The sequence below is a fragment of the Nisaea sp. genome (assembly GCF_040217065.1).
GTDB lineage: Bacteria > Pseudomonadota > Alphaproteobacteria > Thalassobaculales > Thalassobaculaceae > Nisaea.
In genome coordinates, this window is record NZ_JAVJNX010000008.1 from 94,638 (window position 1) to 108,075 (window position 13,438).

At 66.0% G+C, this 13,438-nt stretch carries 11 protein-coding genes; 5 read left to right on the forward strand and 6 right to left on the reverse strand.

The features are described from left to right. Window position 1 precedes the first annotated feature (1 nt). From RH950_RS09525 to RH950_RS09535, 3 genes are read right to left on the reverse strand one after another with little or no spacing between them, the layout of a single operon-like run. Window positions 2-1,207: a CCA tRNA nucleotidyltransferase gene (locus RH950_RS09525; RefSeq protein WP_350056068.1), complete on the reverse strand. Its 1,206-nt coding sequence runs from the start codon at window positions 1,205-1,207 to the stop codon at window positions 2-4. A 9-nt stretch (window positions 1,208-1,216) separates the two neighbouring features. Then, window positions 1,217-1,837, reverse strand: a complete 621-nt coding sequence (locus RH950_RS09530; RefSeq protein ID WP_350056070.1) for a CoA pyrophosphatase — start codon at window positions 1,835-1,837, stop codon at window positions 1,217-1,219. Continuing rightward, window positions 1,837-2,424, reverse strand: coding sequence for a DUF1285 domain-containing protein (locus tag RH950_RS09535; protein WP_350056072.1), 588 nt, complete (start codon window positions 2,422-2,424; stop codon window positions 1,837-1,839). The genes RH950_RS09530 and RH950_RS09535 overlap by 1 nt, the downstream gene beginning before the upstream one ends. A gap of 84 nt (window positions 2,425-2,508) precedes the next feature. Here RH950_RS09535 and RH950_RS09540 point away from each other — a divergent pair, with 84 nt between their 5' ends. The 4 genes from RH950_RS09540 to RH950_RS09555 are packed head-to-tail and all read left to right on the forward strand — an operon-like array spanning window position 2,509 to window position 9,272. Further along, window positions 2,509-3,519: an AAA family ATPase gene (locus tag RH950_RS09540; protein ID WP_350056074.1), complete on the forward strand. Its 1,011-nt coding sequence runs from the start codon at window positions 2,509-2,511 to the stop codon at window positions 3,517-3,519. A 14-nt stretch (window positions 3,520-3,533) separates the two neighbouring features. Then, window positions 3,534-4,391, forward strand: coding sequence for a DUF58 domain-containing protein (locus RH950_RS09545; RefSeq protein WP_350056076.1), 858 nt, complete (start codon window positions 3,534-3,536; stop codon window positions 4,389-4,391). Between the two features lie 10 nt (window positions 4,392-4,401). Further along, window positions 4,402-7,176, forward strand: a complete 2,775-nt coding sequence (locus RH950_RS09550; RefSeq protein WP_350056078.1) for a DUF4159 domain-containing protein — start codon at window positions 4,402-4,404, stop codon at window positions 7,174-7,176. Continuing rightward, entirely contained in the window at window positions 7,173-9,272 is a 2,100-nt protein-coding gene (locus tag RH950_RS09555; protein WP_350056080.1) for a hypothetical protein, read from the forward strand. The genes RH950_RS09550 and RH950_RS09555 overlap by 4 nt, the downstream gene beginning before the upstream one ends. 110 nt (window positions 9,273-9,382) lie before the next feature. On the opposite strand, the gene RH950_RS09560 is transcribed toward RH950_RS09555, so the two are convergent. Together RH950_RS09560 and RH950_RS09565 are read right to left on the reverse strand one after the other, a co-directional pair. Beyond that, on the reverse strand, window positions 9,383-9,730 hold the full coding sequence (locus RH950_RS09560; RefSeq protein WP_350056082.1) for a hypothetical protein: 348 nt from the start codon (window positions 9,728-9,730) through the stop codon (window positions 9,383-9,385). A gap of 287 nt (window positions 9,731-10,017) precedes the next feature. Beyond that, entirely contained in the window at window positions 10,018-10,572 is a 555-nt protein-coding gene (locus tag RH950_RS09565; protein ID WP_350056084.1) for a cytochrome b, read from the reverse strand. Between the two features lie 275 nt (window positions 10,573-10,847). On the opposite strand from RH950_RS09565, the gene asnB reads away from it, so the two are divergent. Continuing rightward, window positions 10,848-12,371 (forward strand): asparagine synthase (glutamine-hydrolyzing), encoded by a 1,524-nt coding sequence (gene asnB, locus RH950_RS09570; protein ID WP_350056086.1) that lies wholly within the window; start codon window positions 10,848-10,850, stop codon window positions 12,369-12,371. A gap of 77 nt (window positions 12,372-12,448) precedes the next feature. Here the strand turns inward: asnB and RH950_RS09575 are convergent, their stop codons facing one another. Further along, window positions 12,449-13,213 carry a class II aldolase and adducin N-terminal domain-containing protein gene (locus RH950_RS09575; RefSeq protein ID WP_350056088.1) on the reverse strand — a complete coding sequence of 255 codons (765 nt, stop codon included), beginning with the start codon at window positions 13,211-13,213 and terminating at the stop codon, window positions 12,449-12,451. Between the last annotated feature and the right edge of the window lie 225 nt (window positions 13,214-13,438).

Genomic DNA, 13,438 nt, shown 5'->3' on the forward strand with positions numbered 1-13,438 from the left:
GTCACTCCTTGCCTGCCATTTGTCGCATCTCCGCGAGGCATTGTGCACGGGCAGGCGCGAAATCCTGCTCGATCCACCATGTTTCAACTTTCCGCAGAAGGTCTCCGATTGCGGGCCCGGCGGCAATCCCCATTTCCACGATATCGGCGCCGCGGACCGGCAGGTCCGGCCGTGGCCAGTCTCTGGACCGGGCAATCAGTCTCCCGGCTTCCTCGCTGTCGATCTCGCCGCCTGCCATGGCCAGCCGGACCAGATCTTCATACAATGCGTTGCCGTGGCGATAGATCTGCCGGCGCAGGGCCGGATCGTCTGTCTTGGTTATGTCCGTACGCGAGAGGCTGGCGAAGCGGGCCGCTTCCGCGTTCGAGAACCGCATCCGCTCCGCGGCGCGAAAAGCCTGCTCCGGCCGCTCCGGCGCGAGTGCCGCGAGCCGCAATACCGGATCCGGAGCACCTGTCTGGAACCCGATGAGCCGGGTCAGGGCGGCTGGATCGTAGGGGCCCGGCAGGAATCGTTGCAAAACGTCGACTGTTTCCATGATCTCAAGTACGGCGGCCGGCGCGGGGGCTGCCAGAAGCTTCAGGAATTCGGTCCGGATGCGTTCGCCGGAGAGAGTGTCGATCAGACCTGCATGCTCCGCACAGGCCTTCAGGCCGACAGGGTCGATGCCGTCCTTGCCGAAATGGGTGTGAAAGCGGAAGAAGCGCAGGATGCGCAGCACGTCTTCCCGGATCCGGGTTGCAGGATCGCCGACGAACCGGACTCGCCCGCTCAGCGCGTCGGCATGCCCGCCGAACGGATCGTCGAGGGTGCCGTCCGGACGCAGGAACATGGCGTTCATGGTGAAATCCCGCCGTGCCGCATCTTCCCGCCAGTCCTCGGTATAGGCGACAACGGCGCGCCGCCCGTCGGTTTCGACATCGAGCCGAAGCGTGGTGATCTCGAAATGCTCGTGATTGACCACGGCAGTGACGGTGCCATGCTGCAGCCCGGTCGGTACCACCCGTATTCCGGCCGCTTTCAGGCGTTCCGTCACTTTCCCAGGTGTGTGGCGGGTGGCGATATCGATATCCGAGATCGGCAGGCTCAACACAGTATTGCGCACACAGCCGCCGACGAAGCGGGCCATGTCACCGTCTTCGTTCAGGACATCCATGACAGCCCGGGTCTCGGGGCATGTCATCCAGGGCAGCGGGGCAATATGCATCAGGAAATCTCAGGCATCGACTCGGGGCAGCAGCACATCGACGAAGTTGACCAGCATGCCGGCCGTTGCTCCCCAGATGTAATAGTCGCCATAGGGCATGGCATAAAAGCTGCGGATCTGGTTGTTCCATTCCCGGCTGTGCCGCTCATGATTCCCGCGATCCAGGAAGAAGCCGAGCGGGACTTCGAAAATTTCCTGCACTTCCATCGGCTCGGCCCGCATGTCGAAGGGCGGGGTCAGGAGCCCGACCACCGGGGTGATCTCGAAACCGGTGCGCGTGCGATACAGATCGAGCTGGCCGACCACATCGATATGGCGCCGGTGGATGCCAACCTCTTCTTCCGTCTCGCGCAGGGCGGTGTCGACCGGTCCGTCATCATGGGATTCGGCGCGGCCGCCGGGAAAGCTGACCTGCCCCGGATGCACCGGCAGGTCCTCCGAGCGCTTGGTCAGCAGCATTGTCAGGCCTTCGTCCCTTTCCACAATCGGGATGAGTACGGCGGCCGGGCGGTTCTGCACCGGCGGAACCATGCCGGGATTGAGATCGTGATCGCCGCGGCCCCTTTCCGCGTCCTGTGGAGCAAGCCCCTTGAAAGCAGCCCGCAACCGGGCGCTGTCGAAATTATGCATTACAGAGTACCGAGTTCATGAAACATCCCGCCGCTCCAAAGCCCGAGGACGGTTTTTCCATCCCGCTCAAGACTTTCCGCCTTATCCACCAGATCGTAGAACACCGAACGCAGGATAAGGGCATCCAAACCGTCCCCGGTATCGATATAGGGGCGCGGCTCGCCGGTTTCAGGATCGGTCGCGACACGAATGCGGTGTTCTGCATCGGCGGTCACAATGCGGTCAATATTAGTCCGGAGCATGAGTCTCCGAGATGTCATTTCAGGTGACCCTGTATCGTCGTACCATGCCTCGACTATTGTGAAGGGAGCATCATCGACCGTGATCTTGCCGCGCTCCACCGGCGTTCTGAGGGAGTAGCCGCCATCTTCGTCGCGGTGCAGGACTGTGGCGAAGAGCTTCACCAGGGATTGGCGGGTGAAGGGTGCGTCCTGATGATACCATGTGCCGTCGGCGGCGATGCGGATGCCGTAATGGCCCATATCGATCTGTTTGCGTTGTTCGGGCTTGCCTGTTGCTGCCGCTGCGATACGCTCTAACTGATCTGGTGCGGGGGGGGTACTGGAAGGTGCGTTCGATGCGGTCATCGGTTGCTGGCTGCTTCTATGAGTTCTTCGCTATGCACCGCCGCTGGCCGGCGGGGCTCATGATTAGAAGGAAGTATAGAGTCCATGACCAATTCCTCCACTCTCGATCATCGGCTTGAAACCGACACCGTGGAAAAAATCGATGCGCTCGGCGCGCGCATGGCGAAAGCCCGGGCGCAAATCGAGTCGGTGATCTTCGGCCAGCGTGCGGTTATCGACGAGACCCTGACCACCGTTCTTGCCGGCGGCCATGCCCTGCTGATCGGGGTTCCTGGGCTGGCCAAGACCCGTCTCGTTGAAACCCTCGGTACCGTTCTCGGCCTCGACGACAAGCGCATCCAGTGTACCCCGGACCTGATGCCGGCGGATATCGTCGGCGCGGAAATTCTTGAGGAAGCCGAGGACGGAAAGCGGCATTTCCGCTTCGTGAAGGGGCCTGTCTTCGCACAGATCCTGATGGCGGACGAAATCAACCGGGCCAGCCCCCGGACCCAGTCGGCACTGCTCCAGTCCATGCAGGAGCGCACGGTCTCTGTCGGTGGCCATACCTACGATCTGCCGGCGCCTTTCATGGTGCTGGCGACCCAGAACCCGCTGGAGCAGGAAGGTACCTATCCGCTGCCGGAGGCCCAGCTCGACCGGTTCCTGATGCAGATCGATGTCGGCTATCCAGACCGGGATGCGGAACGCCGCATGCTGCTGGCCACGACCGGTAACGAGGAAGCCAAGGTTGTGCCGGTACTGAGCGCGGCGGAACTGATCGAGGCGCAGAAATTGCTGCGGCAAATCCCGGTCGGGGAAACCGTGCTCGAGGCCATTCTGGAAATCGTCCGGTCCGGCCGGCTGGAGACCACCGGTGTGGACGAGGTGAAGCGCCATGTGGCCTGGGGCCCCGGCCCGCGCGCCAGCCAGGCGCTGATGCTGGCGGTCCGGGCGCGGGCCATCCTGGACGGCCGCCTGTCTCCCTCGGTCGAGGATGTGCTCGACCTGGCGCCGCCGGTGCTCCGGCACCGCATGGCGTTGAACTTCGCCGCACGTGCGGAAGGTGTCTCGCTCGACGATATCATCCAGCGCCTGCTGGCCCCGTATCGCTGAGCCGGGACGCCCCGATGCGTCATCATGCGGAGGAGCTCGCCGGGAAATTCCCGCCACTGCTGGTCGCGGCGGAGCGGGTTGCCGCGACCGTTTCCCAGGGATTGCACGGCCGCAGGCGCGTCGGCATGGGAGAGGCTTTCTGGCAGTTCCGACCATACCAGGTGACCGATTCGGTGCGCCGCATCGACTGGCGCCGCACGGCCCGCAGCGACGAGGTCTATGTCCGGGAAACCGAATGGGAAGCTTCGCAGAGTGTCTGGCTCTGGCGTGATTCCTCGCCCTCGATGCGGTTCTCATCGGAGCGCGCCCTGCCGGAAAAGGCGGTGCGCACCGATCTTCTCGTCCTCGCTCTCGGCGCGCTTCTGGTCGAGGCCGGGGAACGGATTGCCCTGCTCGGCGAGGGCGTGCCGCCGCGCGGCGGGCGAAACGGCCTGAACCTGTTCGCCAACACGCTGGAGAATGCCCGGGACAGTGCCGCCAGCCTTCCGGCGCTGGAAAGCCTGCCGCGCCACGCCGTCGTGGTTCTGGTCTCCGACTTCATGGAGCCGGCGGCGGATTATGCCGAGATCGTCGGCCATTATGCCGCCGCGGGCGTGTCCGGCTTCCTGCTGCAGGTGACCGACCCGGCGGAAGAGGCCTTTCCGTTCCAGGGCCGGATCCGCTTCGACGGCACCGAAGCCGAGGCCTCGCACCTGCTCCGGCGGGCGGACCGGGTGCGCGACGCCTATATCGAGAAGCTGGCCCTGCACCGGGCGCAGCTGCAGGATGTCTGCCGCACCGCCGGCTGGTTCTTCGCCCGGCATGTGACGTCGGAGCCGCCGGAAGCGGCGTTGCTCAAGCTCTATACCGCGATGACGCGGCAGGACGGGTGAGGGCGCGCCGATGCTGACATTCGGAGCTCTGTCCTTTGCCGCCCCCTGGCTTCTGGCCGGGCTGCTCGCCCTGCCGGTCATCTGGCTGCTGATCCGGATCACGCCGCCGGCGCCGCGCAGTGTGACATTCCCGGCTATCCGGCTGCTCTACGGATTGCAGTCGCCTGAGGAAACCCCGGACCGGACGCCCTGGTGGCTGCTGCTGCTGCGTCTGCTGTTCGCGGCTTTGGTTATCCTGGCGCTGGCGAAACCCCTGATCGGTGCCCGGCAGGAGCTGGGCGGGTCCGGCCCGGTGGTGATCGTGGTCGACAATGGCTGGGCCGCAGCGCCTGGCTGGTCGGACCGCAAGGCGGCGGCACTGGATCTGGTCGAACGGGCGGAACGTGCGGGGCGCCCGGTGGCGCTCTTCCCGACGGCCGTCTCGGACACCGCCGCCATCGAGCGAGGCGGCCTGATGGCGCCCGATGATGCGCGGACCTTCATCAACGGATTGGCGCCGCAACCCTGGCCGACGGCACCGGCCATCGCGGCGGAGCGGATCGCCGCGGCACCGCTCGGCGCGCCGGACGCCGCCTCGATATTCTGGTTGGCGGATGGCGTCCAGGATGCGGACGATCCGGTGCTGTCAGCCCGGCTGGCCGGTTTCGGAAGCCTTGTTGTCTATGAGGGCGGCGAGAGCCCGCTCAGCCTGTCCGCGCGGATCGGCGAGCGCAACGCGCTGACGGCCCGCCTGACCCGGCTCAATGCCGGCGCGGAAGAGATCGTCAATGTCCGCGCCGTGGCGACGGACGGCCGGGTCCTGACCCGGGCGGTCGCCACCTTCGCCGAGGGCGAACCGGTTGCGGAAACGGTCGTCGAGCTGCCGCTTGAACTGCGTAATGAGCTGGCCCGCCTGGAACTTCAGGACCGGCCCGGTGCCGCCGCCGTCGCCCTGCTTGACGAGAGCTTCCGGCGCCGTCCGGTCGGGCTTGTCGCCGGATCGGGATTCCAGGATTCCCAGCCGTTGCTGGAGGAGATGTTCTATCTGGACCGGGCGCTGGCGCCGTTCAGCGAGGTCAGCCGGGGGCCGCTGGAGGATCTTCTGAAACGGGATATCTCGGTCATCGCCCTGCCCGACACCGGTCTGATGCCCGCGAGCGAGAAGGGCCTGCTGAATGACTGGGTCGCTGCCGGCGGCACGCTGATTCGCTTTGCCGGCCCGCGGCTGGCTGCAGCAAGTCTGGAAAATCGCGGGCTTGGCGAATCCGAACTCCTGCCGGTGCTGTTGCGCGGCGGCGACCGCTCCCTCGGCGGTGTGCTGTCCTGGAACTCCCCGGCGGCGCTCGCCCCTTTCGAGGGCGAGACCCCGTTCGCGGACCTGCCGGATTACGACAATGTGCTGATCTACAAGCAGGTGCTGGCAGAGCCCTCGATCGCGCTCGCGGACCGGACCTGGGCCCGTCTGGCGGATGGCACGCCGATCGTCACCGCTATGGCGCGCGGCGACGGGCGAATCGTGCTGTTCCACACCACGGCCAATACGGACTGGAGCGATCTCTCCCTGTCCGGCGCCTTTGTCGAGATGCTCCGCCGCATCGTCGCGGTCAGTGCCGGGGTCGGCGAGGCGGCGCATGGCGGGACGGTGCCGGCGCTGGAAACCCTGAACGGCTTCGGCCAGATCGGCGCGCCGCCGGCCAGCGCCCGGCCGATGGCCCTCGGTGCCGGTGCAGTGCCGGCGATCGGCCCGGATCATCCGCCGGGCTATTATGGCAGCGAGCTGTCCCGGACGGCGGTCAATCTCGGCCCGGGTGCGGCGGACATGGTGCCGCTGGCGCAGCTGCCTGACGGCAGCCTGACGGCATCCTACGGCGGCGGGGACGAGCTTGACCTGGCGCCCTGGGGATTGACTGCCGCGGCCCTGCTGCTGCTGGTCGATTTCATCATCACGCTGGTCATGCGCGGCCTGGTGCCGGGGGTGGGCAATGCGCGGAGGGGGGCCACGGCGGCGGCCGTCATGCTGGCGGTCCTGCTGTCCCCCGGGCTGACCGGCAAGGCCTCGGCCCAGACCGACAGCACGATGAGCGAGCAGGAGCGCTGGGTCATGCGGGCCGCGCTGGACACAAGGTTGGCCTATGTCATCACCGGCGACCGGGAGGTGGACGAGATCAGCCGCTCCGGGCTCAGCAGCCTGAGCGAAATTCTGAACCGGCGCACGGCGGTGGAGCCGCTGGAGCCGATGGCGGTGGATATCGAGGTCGACGAGCTGTCCCTGTTCCCGCTGCTGTACTGGCCGATCACCGCCGCGCAGACGGCCCTGACGCCGAATGGCGAAGCCCGGCTCAACCTCTACATGCGCAATGGCGGCACGATCTTCTTCGACACGCGGGACCGGATCGATGCCAGCCCCGGCGGCGCCGGGCCCGGTCTGCAGAGGCTCCGCTCGCTGACCCGCAATCTCGACATCCCGGTTCTGGCGCCGGTGCCGGAAAACCACGTGCTGACCCGGACATTCTATCTGCTGGACAGTTTCCCGGGGCGCTATGAGGGCGGCCGGGTCTATGTCGAGCAGGGACGGGGGAACACGGGCAGCGAGGTCTCTCCGGTGATCATCGGCAGCCATGACTGGGCCGGTGCCTGGGCCCGCTCCGAAGACGGCTTCTACCGCTTCCCGGTGGTGCCGGGCGGGGAGCTGCAGCGGGAGATGGCCTTCCGCTCCGGCGTCAATCTGGTGATGTACATGCTGACCGGGAACTACAAGGCGGATCAGGTGCATGTCCCGGCCATCCTGGAAAGGCTGGGACAATGATCGGTGCCGCCGTCGGCCTGGATTTCTCGCCCCTGGTGCCCTGGTGGGTGATCGGCGCGCTCGGCATTGCCGGTCTGGCCCTGGTGATCTACACGGCGGCGCTGCGCGGCCGCGGCGTGGTCTGGCGCAGCCTGGCGCTGCTGGTACTGCTGGCGGCGCTGGCCAATCCCTATCTGATCGCCGAGGACCGGGACCCGCGCAAGGATATCGCCGTGCTGCTGGTCGACCAGAGCACCAGCCAGTCGATCGACGGAAGGGCAGACCGGGCGGCGGAAATCTCGGAAGACCTGACGCGCCAGCTCGAGCGGTTCGAGGATCTCGAACTGCGTACGGTGACGGTCGGCGGCGGCACGGGACGGGCGGCGGGCGGCCGCGACGGCACACGGCTGTTCTCCGCCCTGCGCGACGTGCTGGACGATGTGCCCCAGGGCCGGCTTGCCGGTGTCATCGCGGTGACGGACGGGCAAAGCCATGACCGGGTGGAAGAGCTCGGCGGCCGCACCCTCGACGCGCCGCTGCATGTCCTGCTGACCGGCCGCAGGGGCGAGCGGGACCGGCGCCTGGTGATCGAGTATGTGCCCTCCTTCGGCGTCGTCGGACGCACCGTGACCGCCAAGATCCGGATCCAGGACGCGGACCGGACGGCGGCGGTGCCCTTCAGCATGTCGGTCGACGGCGTGCCCCTGCCGGACTCCGTGATCCGGGCCAACCAGATGGTGGAGATCGAGATCCCGATCGAGCATGGCGGCGAGACCATTGTCGAGATGACGGCTGGGCCGGGGCCGGACGAGCTGACCGAGAAGAACAATCGGGCGGTGCTGGCCATCAACGGCGTGCGGGACCGGCTGCGCGTTTTGCTGGTCTCCGGCGCGCCCCATGCGGGCGAGCGCACCTGGCGCGACCTCTTGAAGGCGGACCCGTCCGTCGACCTGGTGCATTTCACCATCCTGCGGCCGCCGGAGAAGCAGGACGGCACGCCGGTGCGCGAGCTGTCGCTGATCGCCTTCCCGGTGCGCGAGCTGTTCGAGCTGAAGCTGGACGAGTTCGACCTGATCATCTTCGACCAGTATCAGCGCCGGGGCGTGCTGCCGCGCAGCTACCTGCGCAACATCGTCGAGTTCGTCCGTAATGGCGGCGCCTTCCTGGAAGCCAGCGGCCCGCCTTTCGCCTCCCGGCTGTCGCTGGCCAACACGCCGCTCGGCGAAGTGCTTCCGGCGATGCCGACCGGCGATATCGTCGAGATGCCGTTCCGCCCCGCCACCACGCCGGACGGCCACCGCCATCCGGTGACGGCGGACCTGCCCGGCGGGCCGGCGCTGGATGCGGACGGCACCGGGACAGTCGCGCCGACATGGGGCCGCTGGTTCCGGCAGATCGAGGCGGACGTGCTGCGCGGCGTGGTGCTGATGGAGGGGGCGGAAGGCCGCCCGCTGCTCATTCTCGACCGGTTCGGCGAGGGCCGTGTCGCCCACCTTTTGACCGACCAGATGTGGCTCTGGACCCGCGGGTTCGACGGCGGCGGCCCGCAGGCCGAACTGCTGCGCCGGACCGCCCACTGGCTGATGCGCGAGCCCGATCTGGAAGAAAACGATCTCCGGGTCCGGGTGAAGGGCGACCAGATCGACGTCACCCGCCGTTCGCTGGACGGGGCGTTGCCGGACGTCACCATGACCCTGCCGGACGGCACCGAACTCACCCTGCCGCTGAGCCGCACCGGCCCGGGCCGGGGTCAGGCCAGCTTCAGCACGGACCAGGTCGGCCTGCATGCCTTCACCGACGGCACTCTGACCAAGCTCGCCGCCGTCGGCGCCCTCAACCCGGTCGAATTCTCCGACGTCCGGACCACGGAGGACTGGCTCGGCCCGCTGGCCGAGCAGACCGGCGGCTCCGTCACCTGGGGCGCCACCGAAGACATCCCCAGCCTGCGCCGCGTCACCGCCGGCCGCGCCACAGCGGGCCGCGACTGGGCCGGGCTGGTGCGGAACGAGGATTACATCGTGACGGGGGTGCAGACCGTGCCGTTGCTGCCGGGCGTGCTCGTGCTGCTGCTGGTGATCGGCGGGATCATCATGGCGTGGCGGCGCGAGGCGGGGTGAGGGCCATCGCCCTTCACTGGAGACGGCTATCCGGAGCCTGAACAGAAAAGGGGCGACCGCATGGATCGCCCCACTTTCAGAACCGCTGCTGCGGGTGCAGGCCCGCCTGATCAGCTCGCGTCGCTGGTGCTCTGGCCGGAGCGCTGTTTCTGATATTCCAGCTGCGCCTCGCGGATGTCCTTGATCTTGTCCTGGATGTCGCAATCGTTCTTGATCGCGGTCTGTTCGATGGCGTCGAATTCGCCCTTCAGCCGTGAGACTTCCGCCGCGCCGGCGCCGTCACCATCGATGAAGAAAAGGATCGGCAGAAAGACGATGGCGCCCGCCGCCGTGACCAGGACGTCCTCGGCCGCTTCCTCGTCCTGTGCCCGCGACGCCTCCATCAGGCGCGCGCCGACCCGGTCAAGTTCGCCGCCCAGCTGGCTGCAGGTATGCTTTTCGAACTGAATCGGAGACACTTAGGCTGCCTTGATCTCATCGGAACTGGATGCGCATGCGGACAGGGCGACCGCGCAAACGGTCGCAAGCAGGAATTTCTTCATGTGGGACGTCACCTCAGGAAAATATACAGAACTTAAAGTTGGCGGATGTCAGCCGGATGTATTTCGTGTCTAGAGGGACGGTACGCATAATGCAACCGAGATAATTGATTGAGGTGCCATATTCTACCCATGCATCGCATGGGCCAAACCGTGCATTTATTGTGCGGACGGTTGTGCCGGCAGTACCGGTGGCAGGGGAAAGCTCAGCCCAGCAGGCTCATCCGCCGCATCACCCCGTCCCGCTTGATCAGCCAGTGCCGCAGCGCGCCGGCGATATGCAGGCCGAGCAGCAGCATGACGGTCAGGGCCGCCAGCCCGTGCAGGGTGAAGAGCAGTTCCGACAGGGCCTTGTCCTTGCCGATCAGGCCGGGGAGAGTCCAGTTGAAGAACTCGACGGGAAAGCCGCCGGCCGCGGTGGCGAGCCAGCCCAGGGCCGGAAGTACCAGAAGCATGGCGTAAAGCAGCAGTTGCACGCCTGCCGAAAGTCGTCGTTCCAAATCGGTCAAGCTCGTCACGGGAGCAGGAGCACCGAGACGCAAACGCAGGACGACTCGGAGGATCATCAGGCCGAGAACAAGAACGCCGGCGGTCTTGTGATATTTATAGAGGGCATTCGTGACCGCCCCGCCAAACGTGTCCTGCAATCCGCTGAAGCCGAAGGCGAAGAAGAGCATGCCGGCCACAAGTGCCAGAGCGACCAGCCCGGCGATCCCCCAATGGAGCACTCTTTGGGGGAGGGAGTAGCGATCTTCCTGCATGAGGCGCTCCTTGCTGGGTCGAGGCGAGCCGCACGCAAATAGGGGCGTGGCGCTCGTCGTCCTGGCTGTCTTCACGGATCCTGATTCCATAGATGACGCCCTTGAAAATCAAGGAAATTAAAGACGGAACGGTATTCAAAAAGCCGTCATCTCCTTTGCTGCCGCGCGTTTGAGAACGCCTCTTCCATCCTCGGCCCACTGCTCTAAGCTTGTCTGCAGCGTGATGCGCCGCATCTGCCGCACGCATACGGGCCCGACGAGAAGGAGCAATTCCCATGTGTGGTTTCGTCTGTCTCTGGAATGCCGGAGACGAATCCCTCGCCAACCGAATGATCGCCAAGATCGCCCACCGGGGCCCCGACGCCGTCGAGGTGGCGCGCCTGCCCGGGACGCAGACCGTGATGGCGCATTGCCGGCTGTCGATCATCGGACCTGAGGACGGACGGCAGCCGATCCACCAGACAGACGATCTGCTGGTGGCGAACGGTGAGATCTACAATCACCGGGACCTGCGCGCGATCCTTGGCGAGAGTGCCTTCCAGACGGCGAGCGACAGCGAGACCATCCTGCATCTGTTCCGCTCCGGCGAGGCGCGCTGGATCAGCCGGCTGGACGGCATGTTCGCCTTCGTGCTGGCCACCAGGGACCGGATCATCGCGGCGCGCGATCCGCTCGGCATCAAGCCGCTCTATGTTGCCAAACTGGGGGACGGTTATGCCTTCGCGTCCGAGCTGAAGGCCTTCGATAGCGTCGATGTCGAGAATATCGAGGCGATCCCGCCGGGCACGCTCTATGACAGCCGGGACGGCTGGCGGCAATGGTACCGCACACCCCAGGGCGCGGCCGAGGCGGAGCCGGATCTCGATGTCGGCCGGACGGCGCGGGAGCTCCGGCTGGTGCTGGAAGAGGCCGTGGCGAAATGGATGGTCGCCGATGTCGAGGTTGGCTCTTTCCTGTCAGGCGGGTTGGACAGCTCAATCATTGCCGCGATTGGTCAGAAGATCCGCAGCACAGCTGGGAAGAAGCCGCTGAAGACCTTCGCCGTCGGCACGGCGGGCTCGCCCGATCTGCTGGCGGCCCGAGCCGTCGCGGATCACATAGGCTCCGACCACCGGGAGTATGTCTTCACGGCGGAAGAGGTGGCCGAGGCCTTGCCGCACGTGATCTATCATCTGGAAAGCGCTGACGTGGATCTGGTCCGGAGCGCCATCCCGACCCTGTTCGCCGCCCGGCTGGCCCGGCGCGAGGTGAAAGCGGTGCTGACCGGCGAGGGGGCCGACGAGCTGTTCGCCGGCTATACCTATCATCACGCCTATGTGGATGATCCCCGGGCCCTGGCTGACGAACTGACCCGTGCCCTGGGCACCATGCACAACATCAACCTGCAGCGGGTCGACCGGGTGACCATGGCCGAGAGTCTGGAGGCCCGCACGCCCTTCCTCGACCGGGATCTGATCGACTTCGCGCAATCCATTCCGGCCTCCCTGAAGCTCTGCCGGACGGAACCGAATGCGCTTGAATCAACCGGGCCGACTGCGGAGAAATGGATCCTGCGCAAGAGCTGTGACGATCTGCTGCCGGCGGATCTTGTCTGGCGCAAGAAGGCCCAGTTCGACGAAGGCTCAGGCACGGTCGCTGCCCTCGATGGAGCGCTGCGCGGCCTGATCGGCAAGCAGGGCGCCGTCACCCGGGCGGAGGAAGGACTGCTATACGACAAAATCCTGCGCGGCCAGTTCGAGAACCCGGACCGGATTATCGAGAATGCCGGAACCTGGTCGTCGGACCGGGTCGCCGTGTGAATTCGTCCGCGCTCGATAGGCTGATGCAAGAGTCTCTTCTGGTCGTCTCAGCCGATTGAGGCGCGTCTACTTTCTGCTCATGCCGCGTAGGTCGAGCCTTCCTCGTCGAGGATCGCTTTCAGCTCGTCGAGATGCTGCTGCGCCTGTCCCGGATAGTCGTCCAGCTCCTGGGCGGTCTTCTCGGCGATATCGTCCGGGATGACCCGCAGCTCCATGCCGGTCTGCAGGGCGCGGATATAGGTCTCCGCCGCGCGCTCGAAATAGTACAGCCGGTTGAAGGTGTCCGCGACGCTGTCGCCGATCACCAGGATGCCGTGATTGCCCATCACCATGACCTTGACCTTCGGGTCGGTCAGCATCTGGGCGCAGCGCTCGCCCTCTTCCTCGAAAGCCAGCCCGCCATACTCGTTGTCGATCACCATCCGGTTGTAGAAGGTGGCGCAGTTCTGGTCGATCGGGGGAAGACGGCTGTCCTTCAGGCTGGCCAGCACGGTGGCGTGGATGGAATGCACATGCATGACACAGCGGGCGTGGCTGCAGTGCCGGTGCACCGAGCCGTGCAGGCCCCAGGCAGTCGGATCCGGCGCGCCGGGGCGGTTCAGCACGTCCGGGTCGTTCGCGTCCAGCTCCAGCAGGTCCGAGGCCCTGATGCGGGAGAAATGCATCTGGTTCGGGTTCATCAGGAACCGGGTGCCGTCGTCATTGGTCGCCAGCGAGAAATGGTTCGCCACCGCCTCATGCATGTCGAGCCGCGCGGTCCAGCGGAAGGCGGCGGCAAGATCGACGCGCTCCGGCCAGTAGCCGAGATTGCTTTTCGGGGTGAGGGCGACGGGTGCGGACATGATGCGGCTCCGGGAGGTGCGGTCTTGTTCCGGCGCAGACTGCCGTGCCGGCGGTGTCTTCGCTACTGCAAAAATCCGGAAGCTGCGATTAGCGCTGCTTATGGAGCGCTTCGCTGCGTTGTTCCGTTTCCCGTAATTGTTATCCCGTTGAAAAACGCGACCCAGGGGAAGGCGGGCGCAAATCTTATGATCATCCAGGTCCCGGATCGGGGTCCGGGATGACGA

Excerpts from the sequence above, each read along its gene's own strand:
- RH950_RS09555 (WP_350056080.1), top strand. The coding sequence starts at position 7,173 with ATGATCGGTGCCGCCGTCGGCCTGGATTTCTCGCCCCTGGTGCCCTGG.
- RH950_RS09540 (WP_350056074.1), top strand. The coding sequence starts at position 2,509 with ATGACCAATTCCTCCACTCTCGATCATCGGCTTGAAACCGACACCGTG.
- RH950_RS09530 (WP_350056070.1), bottom strand. The coding sequence starts at position 1,837 with ATGCATAATTTCGACAGCGCCCGGTTGCGGGCTGCTTTCAAGGGGCTT.
- RH950_RS09575 (WP_350056088.1), bottom strand. The coding sequence starts at position 13,213 with ATGTCCGCACCCGTCGCCCTCACCCCGAAAAGCAATCTCGGCTACTGG.
- asnB (WP_350056086.1), top strand. The coding sequence starts at position 10,848 with ATGTGTGGTTTCGTCTGTCTCTGGAATGCCGGAGACGAATCCCTCGCC.
- RH950_RS09545 (WP_350056076.1), top strand. The coding sequence starts at position 3,534 with ATGCGTCATCATGCGGAGGAGCTCGCCGGGAAATTCCCGCCACTGCTG.
- RH950_RS09525 (WP_350056068.1), bottom strand. The coding sequence starts at position 1,207 with ATGCATATTGCCCCGCTGCCCTGGATGACATGCCCCGAGACCCGGGCT.
- RH950_RS09565 (WP_350056084.1), bottom strand. The coding sequence starts at position 10,572 with ATGCAGGAAGATCGCTACTCCCTCCCCCAAAGAGTGCTCCATTGGGGG.
- RH950_RS09535 (WP_350056072.1), bottom strand. The coding sequence starts at position 2,424 with ATGACCGCATCGAACGCACCTTCCAGTACCCCCCCCGCACCAGATCAG.
- RH950_RS09550 (WP_350056078.1), top strand. The coding sequence starts at position 4,402 with ATGCTGACATTCGGAGCTCTGTCCTTTGCCGCCCCCTGGCTTCTGGCC.